Annotated in this window: 22 protein-coding genes; 4 read left to right on the top strand and 18 right to left on the bottom strand. The window is 65.1% G+C overall.

Annotated elements, in window-relative coordinates; translation table 11 throughout:
- Window positions 1-17 precede the first annotated feature (17 nt).
- The 13 genes from uvrC to orn all read right to left on the bottom strand — a co-directional run bounded on the left by uvrC (window position 18) and on the right by orn (window position 12,487).
- Entirely contained in the window at window positions 18-1,841 is a 1,824-nt protein-coding gene (gene uvrC, locus ACWPWO_RS10030) for an excinuclease ABC subunit UvrC (protein WP_394060475.1), read from the bottom strand.
- A complete protein-coding gene (gene nagZ / locus ACWPWO_RS10035; RefSeq protein WP_454006492.1) occupies window positions 1,804-2,859 on the bottom strand; it encodes a beta-N-acetylhexosaminidase in 1,056 nt (351 codons plus the stop codon). Before nagZ ends, uvrC begins: the two co-directional genes overlap by 38 nt.
- Entirely contained in the window at window positions 2,856-3,314 is a 459-nt protein-coding gene (acpS, locus tag ACWPWO_RS10040) for a holo-ACP synthase (RefSeq protein WP_454006493.1), read from the bottom strand. Before acpS ends, nagZ begins: the two co-directional genes overlap by 4 nt.
- Window positions 3,315-3,438: 124 nt before the next feature.
- Window positions 3,439-4,752 (bottom strand): phenylacetate--CoA ligase PaaK, encoded by a 1,314-nt coding sequence (gene paaK, locus ACWPWO_RS10045; protein WP_454006494.1) that lies wholly within the window; start codon window positions 4,750-4,752, stop codon window positions 3,439-3,441.
- A gap of 73 nt (window positions 4,753-4,825) precedes the next feature.
- The gene (paaI, locus tag ACWPWO_RS10050; protein WP_394060482.1) at window positions 4,826-5,284 is read right to left on the bottom strand and encodes a hydroxyphenylacetyl-CoA thioesterase PaaI; all 459 of its coding nucleotides are present in this window, start codon (window positions 5,282-5,284) and stop codon (window positions 4,826-4,828) included.
- On the bottom strand, window positions 5,284-6,075 hold the full coding sequence (gene paaG, locus ACWPWO_RS10055; RefSeq protein WP_454006495.1) for a 2-(1,2-epoxy-1,2-dihydrophenyl)acetyl-CoA isomerase PaaG: 792 nt from the start codon (window positions 6,073-6,075) through the stop codon (window positions 5,284-5,286). Before paaG ends, paaI begins: the two co-directional genes overlap by 1 nt.
- Before the next feature lie 15 nt (window positions 6,076-6,090).
- On the bottom strand, window positions 6,091-7,755 hold the full coding sequence (paaN, locus tag ACWPWO_RS10060) for a phenylacetic acid degradation protein PaaN (protein WP_454006496.1): 1,665 nt from the start codon (window positions 7,753-7,755) through the stop codon (window positions 6,091-6,093).
- A gap of 136 nt (window positions 7,756-7,891) precedes the next feature.
- Entirely contained in the window at window positions 7,892-8,974 is a 1,083-nt protein-coding gene (gene paaE, locus ACWPWO_RS10065; RefSeq protein ID WP_454006497.1) for a 1,2-phenylacetyl-CoA epoxidase subunit PaaE, read from the bottom strand.
- A 13-nt stretch (window positions 8,975-8,987) separates the two neighbouring features.
- Window positions 8,988-9,488, bottom strand: a complete 501-nt coding sequence (gene paaD, locus ACWPWO_RS10070) for a 1,2-phenylacetyl-CoA epoxidase subunit PaaD (protein WP_454006498.1) — start codon at window positions 9,486-9,488, stop codon at window positions 8,988-8,990.
- A gap of 5 nt (window positions 9,489-9,493) precedes the next feature.
- The gene (gene paaC, locus ACWPWO_RS10075; protein WP_454006499.1) at window positions 9,494-10,258 is read right to left on the bottom strand and encodes a 1,2-phenylacetyl-CoA epoxidase subunit PaaC; all 765 of its coding nucleotides are present in this window, start codon (window positions 10,256-10,258) and stop codon (window positions 9,494-9,496) included.
- An 8-nt stretch (window positions 10,259-10,266) separates the two neighbouring features.
- The gene (gene paaB, locus ACWPWO_RS10080) at window positions 10,267-10,551 is read right to left on the bottom strand and encodes a 1,2-phenylacetyl-CoA epoxidase subunit PaaB (RefSeq protein ID WP_394060494.1); all 285 of its coding nucleotides are present in this window, start codon (window positions 10,549-10,551) and stop codon (window positions 10,267-10,269) included.
- A gap of 93 nt (window positions 10,552-10,644) precedes the next feature.
- Window positions 10,645-11,637, bottom strand: a complete 993-nt coding sequence (gene paaA, locus ACWPWO_RS10085; protein ID WP_394060496.1) for a 1,2-phenylacetyl-CoA epoxidase subunit PaaA — start codon at window positions 11,635-11,637, stop codon at window positions 10,645-10,647.
- Between the two features lie 304 nt (window positions 11,638-11,941).
- Entirely contained in the window at window positions 11,942-12,487 is a 546-nt protein-coding gene (orn, locus tag ACWPWO_RS10090) for an oligoribonuclease (RefSeq protein ID WP_394060498.1), read from the bottom strand.
- A gap of 44 nt (window positions 12,488-12,531) precedes the next feature.
- Between orn and ACWPWO_RS10095 the strand changes: the two genes are divergently transcribed.
- Window positions 12,532-13,779, top strand: coding sequence for a M48 family metallopeptidase (locus ACWPWO_RS10095; protein ID WP_454006500.1), 1,248 nt, complete (start codon window positions 12,532-12,534; stop codon window positions 13,777-13,779).
- Window positions 13,776-14,678 carry a ribosome small subunit-dependent GTPase A gene (rsgA, locus tag ACWPWO_RS10100; protein WP_454006501.1) on the top strand — a complete coding sequence of 301 codons (903 nt, stop codon included), beginning with the start codon at window positions 13,776-13,778 and terminating at the stop codon, window positions 14,676-14,678. The genes ACWPWO_RS10095 and rsgA overlap by 4 nt, the downstream gene beginning before the upstream one ends.
- Before the next feature lie 36 nt (window positions 14,679-14,714).
- On the opposite strand, the gene ACWPWO_RS10105 is transcribed toward rsgA, so the two are convergent.
- Complete coding sequence (locus tag ACWPWO_RS10105) at window positions 14,715-15,467, bottom strand: NUDIX hydrolase (RefSeq protein WP_454006502.1); 753 nt, start codon at window positions 15,465-15,467, stop codon at window positions 14,715-14,717.
- A 61-nt stretch (window positions 15,468-15,528) separates the two neighbouring features.
- Window positions 15,529-15,903 carry a 50S ribosomal protein L19 gene (rplS, locus tag ACWPWO_RS10110; RefSeq protein WP_454006503.1) on the bottom strand — a complete coding sequence of 125 codons (375 nt, stop codon included), beginning with the start codon at window positions 15,901-15,903 and terminating at the stop codon, window positions 15,529-15,531.
- 270 nt (window positions 15,904-16,173) lie between these two features.
- Here rplS and ACWPWO_RS10115 point away from each other — a divergent pair, with 270 nt between their 5' ends.
- Window positions 16,174-16,449, top strand: a complete 276-nt coding sequence (locus ACWPWO_RS10115; RefSeq protein WP_454006504.1) for a biotin--protein ligase — start codon at window positions 16,174-16,176, stop codon at window positions 16,447-16,449.
- A complete protein-coding gene (locus ACWPWO_RS10120; RefSeq protein WP_454006505.1) occupies window positions 16,446-17,216 on the top strand; it encodes a lipoate--protein ligase family protein in 771 nt (256 codons plus the stop codon). Before ACWPWO_RS10115 ends, ACWPWO_RS10120 begins: the two co-directional genes overlap by 4 nt.
- A gap of 55 nt (window positions 17,217-17,271) precedes the next feature.
- Here the strand turns inward: ACWPWO_RS10120 and ACWPWO_RS10125 are convergent, their stop codons facing one another.
- From ACWPWO_RS10125 to ACWPWO_RS10135, 3 genes are all read right to left on the bottom strand, one after another.
- Window positions 17,272-17,463 carry a hypothetical protein gene (locus ACWPWO_RS10125; RefSeq protein ID WP_454006506.1) on the bottom strand — a complete coding sequence of 64 codons (192 nt, stop codon included), beginning with the start codon at window positions 17,461-17,463 and terminating at the stop codon, window positions 17,272-17,274.
- A gap of 155 nt (window positions 17,464-17,618) precedes the next feature.
- Entirely contained in the window at window positions 17,619-18,260 is a 642-nt protein-coding gene (locus ACWPWO_RS10130; protein ID WP_454006507.1) for a peroxiredoxin, read from the bottom strand.
- Window positions 18,261-18,432: 172 nt separating this feature from the next.
- Window positions 18,433-20,253 carry an acyl-CoA dehydrogenase gene (locus ACWPWO_RS10135; protein WP_454006508.1) on the bottom strand — a complete coding sequence of 607 codons (1,821 nt, stop codon included), beginning with the start codon at window positions 20,251-20,253 and terminating at the stop codon, window positions 18,433-18,435.
- Window positions 20,254-20,276 lie beyond the last annotated feature (23 nt).

Below are 20,276 nucleotides of genomic sequence, written 5' to 3' on the forward strand. Positions count from 1 at the left end.
TGGACGAAGGCTCACGCCTATCGTAAAGCATGATAAATGCGCTCGGCCAGTTCGGTGGATATTCCCTCGACCGAACTGAGCTCGTCGATGCTGGCGTCGGCCACCCCGCTGAAGCCGCCAAAGCGCGCCAGCAGGCGCTGGCGCCGCTTGGCGCCGACCCCTTCGATATCCTCCAGCCGGGACACGTTGCGCGCCTTGGCCCGCTGGGCGCGCATGCCGGTGATGGCGAAACGGTGCGCCTCGTCGCGCACCTGCGCCACCAGCATCAGGGCGGCGGACTCCACGCCCAGCGCCACGGACGGACGGCCGTCGGCAAAGACCAGCGTTTCCAGGCCGACCTTGCGTTTCTCGCCCTTGGCCACCCCGACCAGCACATGGATGTCCAGACCCAGCTCCACGAACACCTGCCGGGCGATCTCCACCTGCCCCTTGCCGCCGTCGATCAGGACGATGTCCGGCAGCTCGGCCAGCCCCTCGGCCACGCGCGCGAAGCGGCGGTTCAGGACCTGGCGCATGGCGGCATAGTCATCGCCCGGCGTGATGCCGGCGATGTTGTAGCGACGATACAGTGAGGGCTGCATGGCGTGCTGCCTGTACACCACGCAGGAAGCCTGCGTGGCCTCCCCGGCCGTATGGCTGATGTCGAAGCATTCGATGTGCAAGGCGTCCAGCTGGGCCTCGTCCAGGTCCAACTGCAGGGCATCGGCCAGCGCCCGGGTGCGCTCGGCGCGCGCCGTGGACTCGCTCAGCACGCGCGCCAGCGCCAGCTCGGCGTTCTTGGCCGCCTGTTCCAGCCAGGTCCTGCGCACGCCCTGCGGGCGCGTCAGCACCCGCGCCTTGACCCCGGTCTGCTCGGCCAGCAGGGGCATCAGGTCCGGATCGGGCAAGGCGTGCGAGCAGACCAGCACCGGCGGCATGCGGCGCTCCAGATAATGCTGGGCGATGAAGGCCGCCAGCACGTCGCCGGGCGTGTCGTCGTTGATCTGCGTCGGGAAGAAAGCCCGGTCGCCCAGATGGCGGCCGCCGCGCACCATGGCCAGGTTGACGCAGAACTTGCCGCCCGCATTGGCCACCACGATGACGTCCACGTCGTCGTTGCCGACCTGCTCCATGCTCTGCTGCTGCAATACGGCGGACAGGGCCTTCATCTGGTCGCGCAGCACGGCGGCCTGCTCGAAGTCCAGGTTTTCGGACGCCTTCATCATGCGGGCCTGCAGATCGTCCAGGATCTCGGAGGTATGGCCATCCAGGAAGCGGATGGCGCGCTGCACGTCCTGCTGGTACTGCTCCGGCGAGACCAGATCCACGCAAGGCGCCGAACAGCGTCCGATCTGATGCAACAGACAGGGGCGGGTCCGGTTGGCGTAGACGCTGTCCTCGCAGGTGCGCAGGCGGAACACCCGCTGCAGGATCTGGATGGTTTCGCGCACGGCCCAGGAATTGGGATAGGGTCCGAAGAAATGGCCCTTGCCGCTGGTGCTGCCGCGGTAGTAGGCGATGCGCGGCGCCTCGTGGGCGCTGATCATCAAATAAGGATAGGACTTGTCGTCCCGGAACAGGATGTTGTAGCGCGGCCGCAGGCGCTTGATCAGGTTGTTTTCCAGCAGCAGGGCCTCGGCCTCGCTGCGGGTGACGGTGACCTCGATGCGCGCCACCCGCGCCACCATGTGGGCGATGCGCGGGCTGCTCAGGTTCTTCTGGAAGTAGGAGCTGACGCGGCGCTTGAGGTCGCGGGCCTTGCCCACGTACAGCACCTCGCCCTGCTCGTCGATATGCCGGTACACGCCCGGCAGATTCGGCAGCTCAGACAGAAAGGATTTTAGATTGAAGTCCGCGGGCATATTGATAGTGCTCGTCCGCCTGCAGGGCATCCCAGTCCAGGGCGGGGGTCGTTGGCATCAGCTTGCGGATGCGGTCTGTGGATTCCGGCGCAGGCGTGAACTCCAGGCGCTCCAGCAGTTCGTCGGCCAGGTCGGGACGGTTGCACACCAGCACCATGTCGCAGCCGGCGCCCAGGGCCGCCTTGGCGCGGTCCAGAATGTCGCCCGCCACCGAGGCGCCTTCCATGGTCAGGTCGTCGGAGAACACCACGCCGTCGTAGGCAAGGGCCTTGCGCAGCACGCGCTGGATCCAGTATGGCGAGAAACCCGCCGGGTTGGGGTCCACCTTGGAATAGATGACGTGGGCCGGCATGACGGAAGGCAGCAGCAAGGTGCCCAGCCAGCCGTAGGGGGCGGCGTCTTCGTCCAGGATCTGCTCCAGCGGGCGGTCGTCCACGGGAATCTCGTGGTGGGAGTCCGCCTGCACGGCGCCATGGCCGGGGAAATGCTTGCCGCAGGCGGACATGCCCGCCTTGTTCAGGCCCCGGATCAGGCCGGCCGCCAGCATGGAGACCGCACGCGGGCTGCGATGGAAGGAGCGGTCGCCGATGACCTTGCTGACTCCCCAGTCCAGGTCCAGCACGGGCGTGAAGCTCATGTCCACGCCGCAGGCGCGCAGCTCGGCGGCCAGCACGTAACCGGTGTCCGCGGCGACCGCCGCCGCCTTGACGGCGTCGCGCGTCCACAGCTCGCCCAGCTGGCTCATGGCCGGCAAGGTGGTGAAGCCGTCTTCCCGGAAGCGCTGCACGCGCCCGCCCTCATGGTCCACGGCGATCAGCAGCGGCTCATCGCGCTCGGCATGGATGGCTTGGCACAAGGCCGTCAACTGTGCGCGGTCCTGGAAGTTGCGGCTGAACAGGATGACGCCGCCCACCAGGGGGTGGCGCAGTCGCAGGCGCTCCTGTTCGGTCAGGGAGGTGCCCTGCACGTCGACCATGACCGGACCGGGAGGCAGTACTGCTTGCGGAGAAGAACTCATTTGGTTTCAGACTCGGATAGGGAGGAATGGCGGCCGGTTTGGGGCTTGCGCTCCAGCACGACAAAGGCCATGGCCATGTCGGACTCGTCCGTCAGGGAAATGTGGGCGGCGCCAAAGCGCGCCTCGAACCAGATCTGCAGCTCCCCGGACAGGCGCACCACGGGCCGGCCGCCGGGCGCGTTCAGGGTCTGCATGCGCGACCAGGCCATGGGCATGTGCATGCCCAGGCCGATGGCCTTGGAAAAAGCCTCCTTGGCGGCAAAGCGGGTCGCCAGGTAGCGCAGCCCGCGCTGCGGATCGCGCGCGGCGCGGCGCGCATAGACGACGCGCGCCTGTTCGCCCAGGATGCGGGTGACGAAGCGCTCGCCGTGACGGGCCAGCGCGCGTTCGATCCGCTCGATGCGGATCAGGTCGGTGCCTATGCCGGCAATGGCGCCGGGAACTGTGTCGGACATGGTCGGCCACGGAAAAAACAGAAAGACGGCTTGCGCCGCCTGCCAGACTGAATGATACCGTGAGACGGGCGAATACAAAAACGGCCCTGCCTGGGCAGGGCCGTCGGGCACCCCGTCGCGACGATCAGAATGTGCGCCGGTCCACCACGCGCTTGGCCTTGCCGGTGATGGTGCGCTCGACCGTGCCGGCCGACTGCACCCGCACGCGCGCGCTCACGCCGATGAAGGTCTTGATGGAGTGGCACAGGCGGCGCGCCAACTGCTCGCGGGCCGCCTCGTCCAGGTGGTTGTGCTCGGCGCGCACCTCGGTCAGCACCTCCAGCTCGTCCAGGTTGCCGCTGCGGCTGAGCACGAGCTGATACTGGGCGCCCAGCTCGGGCATCTTCAGGACCAGTTCCTCGACCTGGGTGGGAAACAGATTGACGCCGCGCACGATCAGCATGTCGTCGCTGCGGCCGGTGATCTTGCCGATGCGGCGCATGCTGCGCGAGGTGGGCTGCAGCAGGCGCGTCAAGTCGCGGGTGCGATAGCGGATGACCGGCATGGCCTCCTTGCTGAGCGAGGTGAACACCAGCTCGCCGCTCTCGCCGTCGGCCACGGGCTCGCCGGTTTCGGGATTGATGATCTCGGGGAAGAAATGATCCTCCCAGACCACCGGACCATCCTTGCTCTCCACGCATTCCATGGCCACGCCCGGCCCCATGACTTCGGACAGGCCGTAGATGTCCACGGCGTCGATGCCGGCGCGCTGCTCGATGTCCAGGCGCATCTGGCTGGTCCAGGGCTCGGCGCCGAAAATGCCGATGCGCAGCGAGGTATCGCGCGGATCTATGCCCTGGCGCTCCATTTCCTCCATGATGTTGCAGAAGTAGGAAGGCGTGACCATGATCACGTCGGGGCGGAAGTCCTGGATCAGCTGCACCTGCTTTTCAGTCTGGCCGCCGGACATGGGAACGACCGTGCAGCCCAGGCGCTCGGCGCCGTAGTGCGCGCCCAGGCCGCCGGTGAACAGGCCGTAGCCGTAGGCCACGTGCGCGATGTCGCCGGGACGCGCGCCGGCCGCCCACATGGAGCGGGCGAACAGGTCGGCCCAGGTGGAGATGTCCTTGGCCGTGTAGCCCACCACCGTGGGCTTGCCGGTGGTGCCGCTGGAGGCGTGCACGCGCACCACCTGCTCGCGGGGCACGGCGAACATATTGAAGGGGTAGCTGTCGCGCAGGTCCTGCTTGGTCGTGAACTGGAACTTGGACAGGTCGGACAACTGCTTCAGATCGTCCGGATGCACGCCCGCCTCGTCGAACTTGCGACGATAATGGGGCACGTTCTCGTAGGCATGCCGCAGCGTCCACTTCAGGCGCTCCAGCTGCAGATTGCGGATTTCGTCGACGCTGGCGTGCTCGATGGCATCGCGGCCGACTTGTTCTTGAATTGCTGTCATGGTGTACTCCTGCCCTGCCACTCGTTTGGTACTACAGACCCCCCCGGGTCCGCAGGGTGTCTCGTCAATAAAACTATTTCTTTTCGATCCCGCCCAGCACCGTGCCGTTCAGACGGTACGAGCGTCCCCGGAACAGGGCGATGCGCCGGCCATTCTGGTTCACCACCTCGATATCGTATACGCCGGTGCGTCCGGCCAGCGACGCTTCCACGCCGCGCGCCGTGAGCACGTCGCCCTCGAAGGCGGGCGCCAGGTAATCGATGGTGCACCCCGAGGCCACCGTGGGAGCGTTGCGCGAATTGCAGGCGAAGGCGAAGGTGCTGTCGGCCAGGGCGAAGATGAATCCGCCATGACAGGTCTTGTGGCCATTGAGCATGTCGGCGCGCACCGTCATGCTCATGTTGGCCTGGCCGGGCGCGACCGCATCCAGGCTCAGGCCCAGCGCCTGGGAGGCCTGGTCATTGCCGTACATATGTTCGCTGACCTGCTCGGCCAGTTGCTGTGCGTCTTCCGGAACAACGACGTTATCCATTACATCCCCTTGAAAACAGGTGCGCGTTTGGCCAGGAAGGCATCGACGCCCTCGCGGTAGTCCTGGCTGGCTCCCAGTTCGCGCATCAGGTCGCGCTCCATGTCCAGCTGCTGGTCCAGCGAGTGCGCGTCGCTGGCGTAGATGGCTTTCTTGGCGTAGGCCAGGCCCTTGGTGGGCGCCTGCGCAAAATGGCGGGCCAGCTCGTCCAGGCGCGCCTCGAAGTCCTCGTCGGCCACGCATTCCCAGATCAGGCCCCACTGCGCGGCCTGCTCGGCCGGCAGCTTGTCGCCCAGCAGCGCCAGGCCCATGGCCCGGGCCGGCCCCACCAGCCGGGGCAGGAAGAAAGTGCCCCCCGTGTCGGGCAGCAGGCCCAACCGGCAGAAAGGCTGGATGAAGCTGGCCGAGCGGCGCGCGATGACGATATCGCCCGCCAGGGCCAGATTGGCGCCGGCGCCGGCCGCCACGCCGTTCACGCCCACCACCACGGGGGCGGCCAGCGCGCGCAGACGGCGCACCAGCGGCGCATAGAACTTCTCGATGGTGGCGCCCAGGTCCACAGGCGCATCGCCCGCGCTCATCTGGCGCTCGGACAGGTCCTGTCCGGCGCAGAAGCCGCGGCCATTGCCGGTCAGCACCAGCACGCGCAGCCCGGGCTGCTGCTCGAGGCGGCTCAGCGCGTCGGCCAGCTCCGCATGCATGTCGGCGGTGAAGCTGTTGAGCTTGTCGGGGCGGTTCAGCGTGATGCGGGCCACGCCGTCCTGCAGTTCAAACTGGATATTCTGGTAAATCATCCGGCCATCGTCCTTTCAGAAATGCCAACGGGTCTGGATTACACGGAAACGGTTGGCCACGTAGGCCGAGTCCGACAGCGAGGCGTTGGCGGCCGGGTTGGCGCCCGTGCCGTGGAAATCGCTGTAGGCCGCCGTCTGGTTGATGAAAACGGCCCCGGTCAGGTTCAGCGACAGGGACACGCCGGCGCGCTCGGCCATGCGCTGGATCTCGGCCGTCACCTGCTCATCGGTGCTGTAGGCCGACAGCGTCAGAGCGCCGTGTTCGACGATGCTGCGGCCGGCCAGCTCGATGCTGTGCCGGGTCGAATCGGTCTGCACCACGAACGCGATGGGGCCGAACCACTCCTTCTGGATCTCGGGCTGGTCGGCGCGCGCCTGCAGCAGCAGGGGCGTGCGCACGCGCGCCCCGGGGAATGCGGGATGCTCCAGCGTCTGGCTGTCAGCCAGGATGGGCATGCCCAGCTGACGGGCGGCGTCGATGCGCTGTGCGCAGGCTTCATTCTGCACGGCGCCGGTGATCTCCACCGCGCGGGCGGGATCGGACACCAGCTTCTGCACAGCCAGCGCCAGGCCCTGGGCGACCTCGTCGAAACTCATGACGCCGTCGGCGGTTCGTATGCCGTCGCGCGGCACGTAGATGTTCTGCGGAGCCGTGCACATCTGGCCCGAGTACAGGGCGAAAGAAAACGCCAGGTTGCGCGCCACGGCCTTGAAGTCCTCGACCGAATCGATGATGACCTGGTTCACGCCGGCCTTCTCGGTGTAGACCTGGGCCTGGCGGGCATTGGCTTCCAGCCAGTTGCCGTTCTGGCTGCTGCCGGTGAAGTCGATCAGCTTGACGGCCGGATGCAGGGCCAGCTGCTGGGCGGTGTCTTCCTGAGGTTCATGGGCGGCCAGCAGCACCACATTGGGATTGAAGCCGGCTTCGGCCAGCACCTCGCGCGCCACGGCCACGGTGATGGCCAGGGGCAGGATGGCGCCCGGATGCGGCTTGACGATGACGGTATTGCCGGTCGCCAGGGAGGCGAACAGGCCGGGATAGCCGTTCCAGGTCGGGAAGGTGGAGCAGCCGATGACCAGGCCTATGCCGCGCGGCACGACCTTGAACTGTTTCTTCATCTGGATGGGGTCGTGCTTGCCCTGGGGCTTGACCCAATCCACCAGGCCGGGAATGCGGGCCATTTCCTGCCAGGCATAGGCCACGGCTTCCAGGGCGCGCTCCTGGGCGTGCGGGCCGCCGGCCTGGAAGGCCATCATGAAGCCTTGTCCGGTGGTGTGCTGGACGGCGTTGGCCATCTCGAAGCTGCGCTGGTTCAGGCGGTGCAGGATCTCCAGGCACACGCCCACCCAGGCCTGCGGCCCGGCATCGCGCCAGCTCTCCAGCGCCAGTTGCGACTGGGCGATCAGCTGGTCGACGGGAACCTTGGGATAGCGGATGTCCAGCGCGAAGCCAAACGGCGACTGCTCGTCGCCGGTCTCGCCCTGGGCGCCTTCCAGCGTCAGGGGAAACGGCTTGCCGCGATAGGCCTCGAAAGCTGCCTGGCCCTGCTGGGCGGCGCTCTCCCCGTAAGTGCGGGGGCTGGGGTTCTCGGGGTAGGCGCTCCAGAACGTGCGCTCGTTGATGCTGGCCAGGGCCTGGTCCAGGGTGGCTTGGTGCGTCTTGAAAAAATCGATTGCCATGCAATTTGCTCCTGACTCCGGGCATGGTCCGGACCGGCCGGACCATGCTGTTGTTCCTGAAAAATGCTCCTCGCGCGGCCCAGGCTCTCGCCTGCTTGCTGCCGGAGGGCGCTTTTTACCTTGGGGCGGCCCTGCCTCAGGTTTCCTGGTCGAAATCGATGACCAGGCGGTCGCTGACCGGGAAGCTCTGGCAGCTCAGCACGAAGCCGCGCGCCACCTCGTAGTCTTCCAGCGCGAAATTGGCGTCCATGTCCACTTCGCCCTCCACCACCTTGCAGCGGCAGGCCGAACAGACCCCGCCCTTGCAGGAGTAAGCCAGTTCCAGGCCCTGCTGCAGCGCCGAATCGAGCACGCTGGCGCTGTTCTTGTCTATGGTCAGGCTGCGCGTGACGCCGTCCTGGATGATCGTCAGCTCGCACTGCTCCTTGCCCGGCGCCTTGCGCGCTTCCTCGCCGGTGCGCAGGGCGCGCGGCCCCTTGGGAGCGCCGAACAGCTCGAACTTGATCTGCGACTTCTCCAGCCCGTTTTCCTGCAAGGCGGCAATGACCTGCTCGGTCATGTCCTGCGGACCGCAGACGAAGGCCACGTCCACCGTGGACGGATCGAACCACAGCTTCATCAGCTGGCGCACCTTGTCGCCGTCGAGCCGGCCATTGAACAGGTCGATGTCCTGCGTCTCCCGGCTCATGATATACACGATGTAGAAACGCTCCATATAGGTGTTTTTCAGGTCCTCGATTTCTTCGCGGAACATGATGGCCGAGGAAGCGCGATTGCCGAAGAACAGCGTGAACGAGGAATCCGGCTCGGTGTTCAAGGCCGTCTTCACCAGGGACAGGATGGGCGTGATGCCGCTGCCCACGGCGAAGGCCACGTAGCGGCGCGCCTGAGCGGGGTCGAACTCCACCGTGAAATGCCCGTCCGGCGGCATGACCTCCAGCGTGGCGCCGGCCTCCAGATGGCTGTTGGCCCAGGTGGAGAGGGCGCCGTCGTTGACGCGCTTGATGGCCACGCGCAGCAGGCGGTCGTGGGGAGCCGCGCAGATCGAGTACGAACGGCGCAATTCCTGGCCGTCCAGGTGCGTGCGCAGGGTCAGGTACTGGCCGGGACGGAAATGGAACACGTCCTGCAATTCATCCGGCACGGCAAAGGCCACCACCACCGCATCGCGGGTGCTGCGCGAGACCGAGGCCACCGGGAGGGAATAAAACTGACTCATATTTGGGCCTATATTAATGCGCCTTGAAGTAATCGAAAGGTTCGCCGCAGCTTATGCAGCGATACAGCGCCTTGCAGGGCGTGGAGCCGAACTGGCTGATCACCCGGGTGTGCGTGGAGCCGCACTGGGGACAGGCCACCACAGGCGCGTCGGGCTGGCGCAGCAGCCCGGAGATGTCCACCGACCGCTGGGCGGGCGGCGAGATGCCGTAGCCGCGCAGCGCCTGCCTGCCCTGCTCGCTCATCCAGTCCGTGGTCCAGGCCGGCGACAACTGCGTGTCCACGCGCACCTGATCCAGGCCCTCTTCATGCAGGGCCTCTTCTATCATGCGCGTGATCTCGTACATGGCCGGGCATCCGGAATAGGTCGGCGTGATGGTGACCACGCACAGCTCGCCCTCGCGGCGCACCTCGCGCACGATGCCCAGGTCCAGCAGGGAGATCACCGGGATCTCCGGGTCGGGGATGCGGGCCAGGCGCTGCATGACCTGCTCGGGCGTCCAGGTCGAGGTCATGACGCTCACCAGCGAGCGTCGGGATACATGCGTGGCAGATGCTGCATCTCCGCCAGCAGATACCCCAACGCCTCCGTATGACGCCCCTGCGGGCCGCCGCGATAGGCCTTGTGCTGCGCGTCCTGCTCCGGCGGACGGCGCAGCGTGGCGCGTTCGAGCACCTGGCTGACGTAATCCAGCCACGGCGTCCACAGGCCCGCCATCAGCGGCGCGGCCTGGCGTTCGGCCAGGGACTGCGTCACCTCGTCATCCAGGAACAGCTCGCCCACGAAACGCCAGGCGTCGTCCAGCGACTGCTGCATGCGCGCATGGCTCTCGGGCGTGCCGTCGCCCAGGCGCACGATCAGGTCGCTGGAACGGCGCAGGTGATACATCACTTCCTTGTGCGCCTTCTGGGCGATGGCCCGGATCTGCTCGTCGGACGAGCGCACCAGTTCTTCCAGCAAGAAGAAATGCCAGCTATCGAACAGGAACTGGCGCATCAAGGTGTCACCGTAGTGCCCGTTGTCGCGTTCGACCAGCAGGTAGTTGGTGTACTGGTGGGCGTCGCGGTGATAGGCCAGACGGTCTTCATCGCGGCCCTGCCCTTCCGTCTCGCCGGCCAGCGTCAGCCACATGCGCGCCTGGCCGAGCAGGTCCAGCGCGGTATTCGCGCTGGCCAGCTCTTCTTCCAGGGCCGGGCCGTGGCCGGTCCATTCGCCCAGGCGCTGGGCCAGCACCAGGGTCGAATCGCCCAGTCTCAGGGCATAGGAAAACAGCGCCTTGTCCATGCGGCCTCCTACATATTGATGCCGTCGGGCATCGGGAAGAAGGTGGGATGGCGGTAGACCTTGCTGTTGGACGGTTCGAACAGCGCGCCCTTGTCGTCCGGGCTGGAGGCGGCGATGTCGGCCGCGCGCACGACCCAGATGCTCACGCCTTCGTTGCGGCGGGTGTAGACGTCACGGGCGTTGTTGATCGCCATTTCCGCGTCGGGCGCATGCAGGCTGCCCACATGCTTGTGGGCCAGGCCGTGCTGGCTGCGGATAAAGACCTCCCAGAGAGGCCAATCATGCTTGCTCATACTTCAATTCCTCGCTGTGCAGCGGCGAACACTGGACGCGCGCTGCGTATCGGATCGGGTCGGGAAGCGACGGCGCTCCCCGTGCAAAAACACTCAGGCGACCTTGCGGACCGCTTGCTGCTTCTGGGCATGAGCGTCCAGGGCGTCGCGGAACCAGGCGCCGTCTTCATGGGCCTTGACGCGCGCCTGCAGCCGTTCGCGGTTACAGGGGCCGTTGCCCTTGATGACCGCCCAGAACTCTTCCCAGTCGATTTCACCGAAATCGTAGTGCCCGCGCTCCTCGTTCCAGCGCAGGTCCGGATCGGGAATGGTCAGGCCCAGGTACTCGGCCTGGGGCACGGTCTGGTCCACCATCTTCTGGCGCAGTTCGTCGTTGGAGAACAGCTTGATCTTCCACTGCATGGACTGGGCGCTGTTGGTGGAATCGGCATCAGAAGGGCCGAACATCATCAGGGCAGGCCACCACCAGCGATTGATGGAATCCTGGCACATGGCCTTTTGCTCGGGCGTGCCGTGCAGGCACATCTGGATCAGCAGGTCGTAGCCCTGGCGCTGGTGAAAGGACTCCTCCTTGCAGACGCGCACCATGGCGCGCGCATACGGGCCGTAGGAGCAGCGGCACAGCGGGATCTGGTTGATGATGGCCGAGCCGTCCACCAGCCAGCCTATCATGCCGATATCGGCCCAGTTCAGCGTGGGGTAGTTGAAGATGCTGGAATACTTGGCCTTGCCCGACAGCAGGTCGCCGACCAGTTGTTCGCGGCTGACGCCCAGCGTCTCGGCGGCGCTGTACAGGTACAGGCCATGGCCGGCCTCGTCCTGAACCTTGGCCATCAGGATGGCCTTGCGCTTGAGCGAAGGCGCGCGCGTGATCCAGTTGCCCTCGGGCAGCATGCCCACCACTTCGGAGTGGGCGTGCTGGGAAATCTGACGCACCAGCGTCTTGCGATAGGCCTCGGGCATCCAGTCCTTGGCCTCGATGCGCACGCCGTCGTCGATGCGCTGCTGGAACTGACGCTCCTGCTCGGACATGTCGTCCATGCCTTTGACCTGCTTGACGCCGGTCTCTACGAGTTGTGCATACATGACAAACCCCCGGTAATAGTGCAGACAGCGCCAAAAAACTTTGTTTCAGCGCAAACCATATACGCTTCATTATTTAATACGAAAAATTTGATGTCAATCAAAAAACCGTATCATATGGAAGCGCAAGGGGGGATTTAAGGGTAAATCCCTAGGCCTGAAAAAATGTCCTGTCCGCCGTCTTTGACCCATCCCCAGGCCAGGAGAGCGCGCGCGGCGCAGGAGCGCCAGCCGCCGCATGCAGACGCCGAGGGTCGGCCGCGGACCGCCGCCCGCGGATCGCCGCCCGCGGACCGTCGCGACGGTCTTAGAGCTGGATGAAATGCTCGCGGTAGTGCTTGAGTTCGGCGATGGATTCGTAGATGTCGGCCAGGGCCTCGTGTCGGCTCTGCTTGACGAAACTTTTGACCACTTCGGGCTTCCAACGCAAGGCCAGCTCCTTGAGAGTGCTGACGTCCAGGTTGCGATAATGGAAGAAGGCTTCCAGGCGCGGCATGTAGCGGTACATGAAGCGGCGGTCCTGGCTGATGGTATTGCCGCACAGCGGCGACTTGCCGGCCGGCAGATGCTGCTTCAGGAAATCCAGCAGGATGTCCTCGGCCTGCTCTTCATTCAGGGTGGACGCCTTGACCTTGTCGATCAGGCCGCTGCGGCCGTGCGTGCCCTTGTTCCAGGCGTCCATGGCGTCAAGAAGCTGGTTGCTCTGGTGCACGACCAGGACGGGTCCTTCGGCCACCACGGTCAGATCGGCCTCGGTCACCACCACGGCCACCTCGATGATGCGCTCCTTGTCCGGATCCAGGCCCGTCATTTCCATGTCGAGCCAGACCAGACGCTGTGTTTGAACCGCCATATAATCATTCCTCAAAACGCCTATTTTACATATTGCCCGTGCTCATGCTGACCTTGTTGTTCGTCATCTTCCTGCTGTGCGACGTATTCCTGCGCTTCTGGCTGGGCATGCGCCAGATCCGGCACGTCTACCGGCACCAGAACCAGGTGCCGGCCGAGTTCGCCGGCCGCATCAGCCTGCACAGCCACCAGCGCGCCGCACGCTACACCATTGCGCGCACGCGCCTGGCCCTGGTCGAACGACTGGTGGAAGCCTTCCTGCTGCTGGCCCTGACCTTGATGGGCGGGCTGCAATGGCTGGACGTCGCCCTGGGGAGACTGATCGGCCACGAGCTGCTGCGCCAGCTGATCCTGATCGGCGCGGTGCTGGCCATCATGGGAGCGGCCGGCCTGCCCTTCGCCTGGTACCGCAAATTCGTGCTGGAGGCGCGCTTCGGCTTCAATCGCATGACGCCCGGCCTGTTCGTGGCCGACACGCTCAAGGCGCTGCTGCTGGTGCTGGCGCTGGGCACTCCCCTGTGCGCCGCCCTGCTGGGCTTCATGGAGTGGGCCGGCCCCTCCTGGCCCTGGTATGCCTGGGGATTGTGGGTGGCGTTCAACCTGCTGGTCCTGTGGCTCTATCCACGCGTCATCGCCCCGCTCTTCAACACCTTCAAGCCGCTGGAGGACGCCGAGTTGCGAGAGCGCATCGCCGCCCTGGCGCAGCGCTGCGACTTCCAGGCCGACGGCCTGTACGTCATGGACGGCTCGCGGCGCTCGGCGCACGGCAACGCCTACTTCACGGGCCTGGGACGTCATAAACGCATCGTCTTCTTCGACACCCTGCTCAACAAGCTGCAGCCCGCCGAGATCGAGGCCGTGCTGGCCCACGAGCTGGGCCACTTCAAGCACCGCCACATCCAGCGCCGCCTGCTGATCAGCCTGCTCTCCTCGCTGGTCTTCTTCCTGCTGGCCGGCTGGGCCTGGTCCCAGGTTGGCTTCTATACCAGCCTGGGCGTCATTCCCCAGCTGGGCCGCCCCAATGACGCTCTGGCACTGATCCTGTTCTTTCTGGTCGTGCCCACCTTCACGTTCTGGATGGGGCCGGTAGCCGCCTACTTCTCGCGCCGCGACGAATACCAGGCCGACCGTTTCGCCGCCGGCCACAGCCAGGCCGGCGAACTGATCTCGGCGCTGCTCAAGCTCTACAATGACAATGCGGCCACGCTGACGCCCGACCCCATCCATTCCGCCTTCTACGACAGCCACCCCAACGCCGTCGACCGCGTAAGACACCTCAAAAGCCTGGCATGACAAGCAAAAACACACTCAGCGGCCTGGTGACGGCCGCCCACGGCCGCCACTACTTCGTCGAGCTGCCTGACGGCCAGAGCATCAAGTGCTTTCCGCGCGGCAAGAAAGCCGGCATCGCTGTGGGCGACCAGGTGGACGTGCTGCTGCAGGGCAAGGACGAAGGCGTGATCGAGCGCGTACAGGAACGACGCAACCTGCTGTACCGGTCGGACGACTTCCGCACCAAGCAGTTCGCCGCCAACATCGACCAGTTGCTGATCGTGGTCGCTCCCGAACCCGCCTACTCCGAAGACCTGCTGGGCCGCGCCCTGGTGGCCGCCTGGAGCGCGGACATCGCCCCGGTCATCATCCTGAACAAGGCCGACCTGTCGGCATCCCTGGACAGGGCGCGGGCCAAGCTGGCGCCCACGGCCGCCCTGGGCGTGCCCATCCTGGAAATGGTGGCCCTGGACCCCGCGCAGACGCGCCAGGCCCTGGCTCCCTGGCTGGCCGGCAAGCGCACGCTGCTGCTGGGGCAAAGCGGCATGGGCAAGTCCACTCTGCTCAACGCACTGGTGCCCGAGGCCCGCGCCCTGACCCAGGAACACTCCCAGGCGCTGGGCACCGGCCGGCACACCACCACCAGCACCCGTCTGTATCACCTGCCCGAAGGCGGAGACCTGATCGACAGCCCTGGCTTCCAGGCCTTCGGCCTGTCGCATCTGGAACAAGAGGACATCGTCCATGGTTTCCCGGACTTCCGCCAGGCGGTCGAATCCTGCCGTTTCTACAACTGCAGCCACCGGCACGAACCGGGCTGCGGCGTGCTGGCCGCCATCGAGGCCGGCTCCATACATCCCGACCGTCATGCCCTGTACCAGCGTCTGCTGGCCGAGCACGAGAACAAGCCGCGTTACTGAAGCCCCGGGCCGTGGCCCTGGAGCCTGTTCAAGGTCTTACCGCCGTGCGTCTCCGCCGGCCGACAACTGATTCCATGCCGCGGACAGGTGGTGATACAGATTGCGCACCAGCACGGCCGTGGCGCCCCAGATGAAGTACGGCCCCCAGGGAATGGAAAAATATTGGCGCTGCGTGCCGTCGGGCAGGATGGCGTGATGCAACTGGTGGCGCTGCGGATCGAGCAGCACGGACAGCGGCACCTCGAAGACCTCGGCCACTTCCGCGCTGTCGGGCACGACGGTGAAACCCGCCTGAAGTTCACCGATGATGGGGCGCATGGCGAACTGGGTGCTGGTCACGAAAATCGGATGCTGGCCCAGGTAGCGCACGAAGCGCGGCTCGATGCCGATTTCCTCCTGGGTCTCGCGCAGGGCGGCTTCCACCGGACCGACATCGGAAGGCTCGATGCGCCCCCCGGGGAAGCTGATCTGGCCGGCGTGATTGTGCAGATGAGTGGCGCGCCTGGTGAAGATGATGGACGGGCCGTCCGGGCGCTGAATGACGCCGATGCAGACGGCGGCGCGGATATTGACCGACCCGGGCAGGAAATCCGGATGGAAGGAACTGCGGAACAAGGGCTCGACCTGCCACTGGACGGGCTGGCCGAAAGCGCTGCGCATGAAGTCCAGCTGCAGGGCTTGCGAAGGCAGGTCAGGCAGCGGATCGAGGGCCACCAATGGCTGGCTGCGGGGGTCGAACCCCGGAACTACGACAGGCCTGCGATGAGGCTTGATGATAGGGGCCGGCATCGTTCTCACGTAAAAACAAAGGCACCCGCCTGGGTGCCTTTGCATCGTAGCTCGTCGGGAATCAGTTGCCCGAACGACGAACGAGTTTTTCCTTGATGCGAGCGGCTTTACCCGAGCGATCGCGCAGATAGTACAGTTTAGCACGACGCACAGCGCCACGGCGCTTGACTTCGATGCTGGCGATCTGGGGGGAATACAGCTGGAACGTACGCTCGACGGCTTCGCCGGAAGAAATCTTGCGAACGATGAAGGAGGAATGCAGGCCACGGTTGCGGCGGCCGATAACCACGCCTTCGTAAGCCTGGACGCGCTTGCGCGTGCCTTCGACCACGTTCACGTTGACAACGACGGTGTCACCAGGACCGAACTCGGGAGGCAGCTTGCCACCGGTCAGGCGCTGGATTTCTTCTTGCTCAAGAATAGCGATCAAATCCACGATTGACTCCAAAACCATCGTATCAGCCGCAAAAATTAAAATGAATCGGCGCTGACAGAGGATGAAAAAATGTTAAGCCCATGATTCTACCATTAAAAACATGGGCTCAACAAGACGGGGCCGGCATGTCGTCCGGACGCGATGAACGTTTAACTGCGTTAAGATACGACACAATCCGCGCGGGAGTCCATGGCGCGCGGAATACAACCATCAATCGGAGGCCGTCGTCCCGTTGCACAGAGCGGCCGCATCGAGAGGAAAGAACACCGCATGCATGCCGAATACAAAGTCCCGGGAGGGAAGCTGGTCGTTGTCGATCTGGATGTTGATGACGACGTCATCCGCCAGGCTCGCCTGAGCGGGGACTTCTTCCTGGAGCCGCCCGAAACCCTGGCCCTGATCAACGAAGCCTTGCTGGGCTTGTCCGTGCACAGCAGCGCCGAAGAGATTGCCGCGCAGGTCAGCCGCAATCTGCCCCGGGACACGGAAATGTTCGGCGTGGATCCCCAGGCCATTGGCGTGGTGGTGCGGAGGGCCCTGGCATGACGAGGTGGAGCGAATTGCCATGGCAACTGATCCATACGGAGCCGCAGCCCGCCGCCCTGCACATGGCGCTGGACGAAGTGATCACGCAGGATGTCAGCGATGGCGTGCGCGCGCCCACCCTGCGCATCTGGGAATGGCAGCAGGCCGCCGTGGTGATCGGCCGCTTTCAGTCCCTGCGCAACGAGATCGAACCCGAAGGCGCCGCCCGCCACGGCATCAAGGTGGTGCGCCGCATCAGCGGCGGCGGCGCGATGTTCATCGAACCCGGCAACACCATTACCTATTCCCTGAGCGTGCCGCGGCAATTCGTCGCCGGCATGACCTTTCAAGAGTCCTATGAGTTTCTGGATGCATGGGTGATCGACGCCCTGCGCAGCCTGGGCATCGACGCCTGGTACCAGCCCTTGAACGACATCACCAGCGCCGGCGGCAAGATAGGCGGGGCCGCCCAGGCGCGGCGCGGCAACGCCGTGCTGCACCACGTGACCATGGCCTACGATATCGACGCCGACAAGATGCTGGAAGTGCTGCGCATTGGCAAGGAAAAACTCTCCGACAAAGGCACGACCAGCGCCAAGAAGCGCGTGGACCCCATACGCAGCCAGACCGGCATGAGCCGCGAGGCGGTGATAGAGGCCATGCTGGCCGAATTCAAGCAAAAGGCGCCGCTGGAAAAAGTGGAACTGGACGCCGCCACACTGGCGCGTGCGCGGCAACTGGCGCAGGACCGTTTCCTGACGGCGGAATGGACGAATATCGTTCCTTGACTACATGCCTTTGCGCCGGCCTCAAGGCCGGCGAGCTTGATTCGGAAGGACGGATTCAAAACCCGCCCATGCTGCCCAGCCACAACAGGCCGGGGATGGTGGCGCCCCAGACAGCCACCAGGCACACATCCAGCAGCTTGGCGCGCGTGGACAATTGACCGGAAAAGGGACTGCGCCGCGAGCGCACGGACGAAGAACTTGAACGGATTGGAGTGCGAGCGGCGGGACGGCGGACTGGGCGGGACATGGCGGGCTCCGGTTTACTGTTTTCTTGTACAGTACTGTACTTAACAACAGCATTTCGCGCAAGCGCCTGCCCTGCCCTGTTGCGCGCGGCCCACGCAAAAAAAAAGCCCCGCGCCCATAAAGGGCCGCGGGACTTTGCATGGACGGCAGCGCTGCTTACTTGTTGGGCTGCGGCGTCACGCGCAGGTAGGGGCGGATTTCGGTGTAGCCCTTGGGGAATTTCTGCTTCAGGACTTCAGGATCCTTCAGGCTGGGAACGATGATCACATCGTCGCCATCTTCCCAGTTCACGGGCGTGGCCACGCTGTGGCTGTCGGTGAGCTGCAGCGAATCGATGACGCGCAGGATCTCGTTGAAGTTGCGGCCCGTGCTGGCGGGGTAGGTGATGATCAGGCGCACTTTCTTGGCGGGGTCGATGATGAACACCGACCGCACGGTGGCAGTGGTGCTGGCGTTGGGGTGGATCATGTCGTACAGATCCGCCACCTTGCGGTCATCGTCAGCCAGGATGGGAAAGTTGACCGTAGTCTTCTGGGTGTCGTTGATGTCGTTGATCCACTGGTTGTGGGAGTCGACGTCATCCACGGACACGGCCAGCACTTTCACATTGCGCTTGGCGAATTCATCGGCCAGCTTGGCGGTGTAGCCCAGCTCGGTCGTGCAGACCGGCGTGAAATCGGCGGGGTGCGAGAACAGCACGCCCCAGCTGTCGCCCAGGAACTCATGGAATTTGATGGTGCCAACCGAAGATTTCTGCTCGAAGTCGGGGGCGGTGTCGCCCAGACGTAGTGTTGCCATTGTGTGCTCCCTTGCTGGATAAGCCGGCGTTGGAAAGATCGGCTGATCCGATCATTGATGTTGATGGATAGATTTTGTCAGCATAAGAGGCTCATTTCAAATAGCCATTGCTTATAAGTTTATAGCCACTTGAAGCCAGGCCGGGGAGCGGACCGCGCTCCCCGCCGACGCCTTACAGCAGGTCCGCCGACAGATACGGCGAGAGCTCCAGGCCATCGGAAATGGACAGGGCCAGCGCATCGCCTCGCGGCAGGATATGACTGGCATAGAACACGCTGGTCGCCAGCTTGCGGCGCAGGAAGGCATCCTGGCTGCCCTGGGCCAGCGCCGTTTCGGCGGCCAGCGCGGCGCGCGCCATCTGCCAGCCGGCCAGCACATAACCGGCCAGCATCGGGAAGGGCACGCTGCCCAGGAACACGGCAGGCAGGTTCTGCTGCGCATTCATCAGGGTAAAGGTGGCCGCCAGCTCGACGTTCTGCATGCCGCTCTCGAGCCGGTCGGCGATCAGGTTCAGGGCCGAGGCATGCTCCTCGGACTGGTCGGCGCGTTCGCGCAAGCGGGCGATGGTCTCTTCCAGTTGCGGGGACAGGGCCTGGACGACCGTTCCCGCATCGCGCAGCACCTTGCGGCCGATGAAGTCATTGGCCTGGATGGCCGTGGTGCCTTCGTAGATAGGCAGGATGCGCGCATCACGGTAATGCTGCGCGGCGCCGGTCTCTTCGATGAAGCCCATGCCGCCATGCACCTGCACCCCCAGCGAGGCGACCTCGACCGACATCTCGGTGCAGAAGCCCTTGACCACGGGCACCAGGAACTCGTACAGCGCCTGGTGGCGCTGGCGAACGGACTCATCCGCGCTGCGGCGCGCCTTGTCGTTGATGCCTGCCGCGAAATACGCCAGGGCGCGCGCGCCTTCGGTCAAGGCGCGCATCTGCAGCAGCATGCGCTGCACATCGGGATGGTGGGCGATGGGGACGGCCTGCTTGCCGCCGTTCAAGGGCGCGCCCTGGATGCGCTCCTGCGCATAGGAGCAAGCCTGCTGCAGGGCCCGCTCCGCCACGGCCACGCCCTGCAGGCCGACCGCATAGCGAGCCGCGTTCATCATGATGAACATGTACTGCAGGCCGCGGTTTTCCTCGCCCACCAGGTAGCCGACGGCGCCCTCGCCCGCGTCGCCCTTGCCCGAACCGTACAGCAGCACCGCCGTGGGGCTGCCATGTATGCCCAGCTTGTGCTCCAGGGATGCGCACCAGACATCATTGCGCGCCCCAAGGGTACCGTCCTCCTTGACCAGGAACTTGGGCACGATGAACAGGGAAATGCCCTTGACGCCGGGAGGAGCATCCGGCGTGCGTGCCAGAACCAGATGGACGATGTTCTCGGCCAGGTCGTGCTCGCCGTAGGTGATGAAGATCTTCTGGCCGCTCAGCCGGTAGCTGCCGTCGTCCTGGCGCACCGCGCGAGTGGCCACCTGGGCCAGGTCCGAACCGGCCTGCGGCTCGGTCAGGTTCATGGTGCCGGTCCAGCGGCCTTCCAGCAGGGGCGGCAGAAAGCGCTCCTTCTGCTCGGGCGTGCCGACCAGGGAAAGGGCTTCGATCACGCCGTCCGTCAGCAGCGGACACAAGGAAAAGGCCAGGTTGGCGGCATTGATGTTTTCGCCGGCCACCGCACCGATCAGCTTGGGCAGGCCCTGGCCGCCCAGCTCCGGTTCGTGCTGCAGGCCTTGCCAACCCGCCTTGGCGAACTCATCGAACGCTTTCTTGAAACCCGGCGCGGTCGTCACCTGGCCGTCTTTCCATTGCGCGCCCTGCTCATCCCCGACGCGGTTCAGCGGCGCCACTTCCTGCTCGACGAAGCGGGCGTTCTCATCGAGGATGGCGTCGATCAGCTCGGGCGAGAAATCTTCGTAGCCAGGCAATTCCAGTACGCCGGGCAGATCGGCCAGCTCCTTCAGCACGAAGCGGATGTCTTGGGTGGGAACACGATAAGTCATGAACACTCCTACACAGAAACGAC

It is taken from the genome of Alcaligenes sp. Marseille-Q7550 (genome assembly GCF_965112015.1).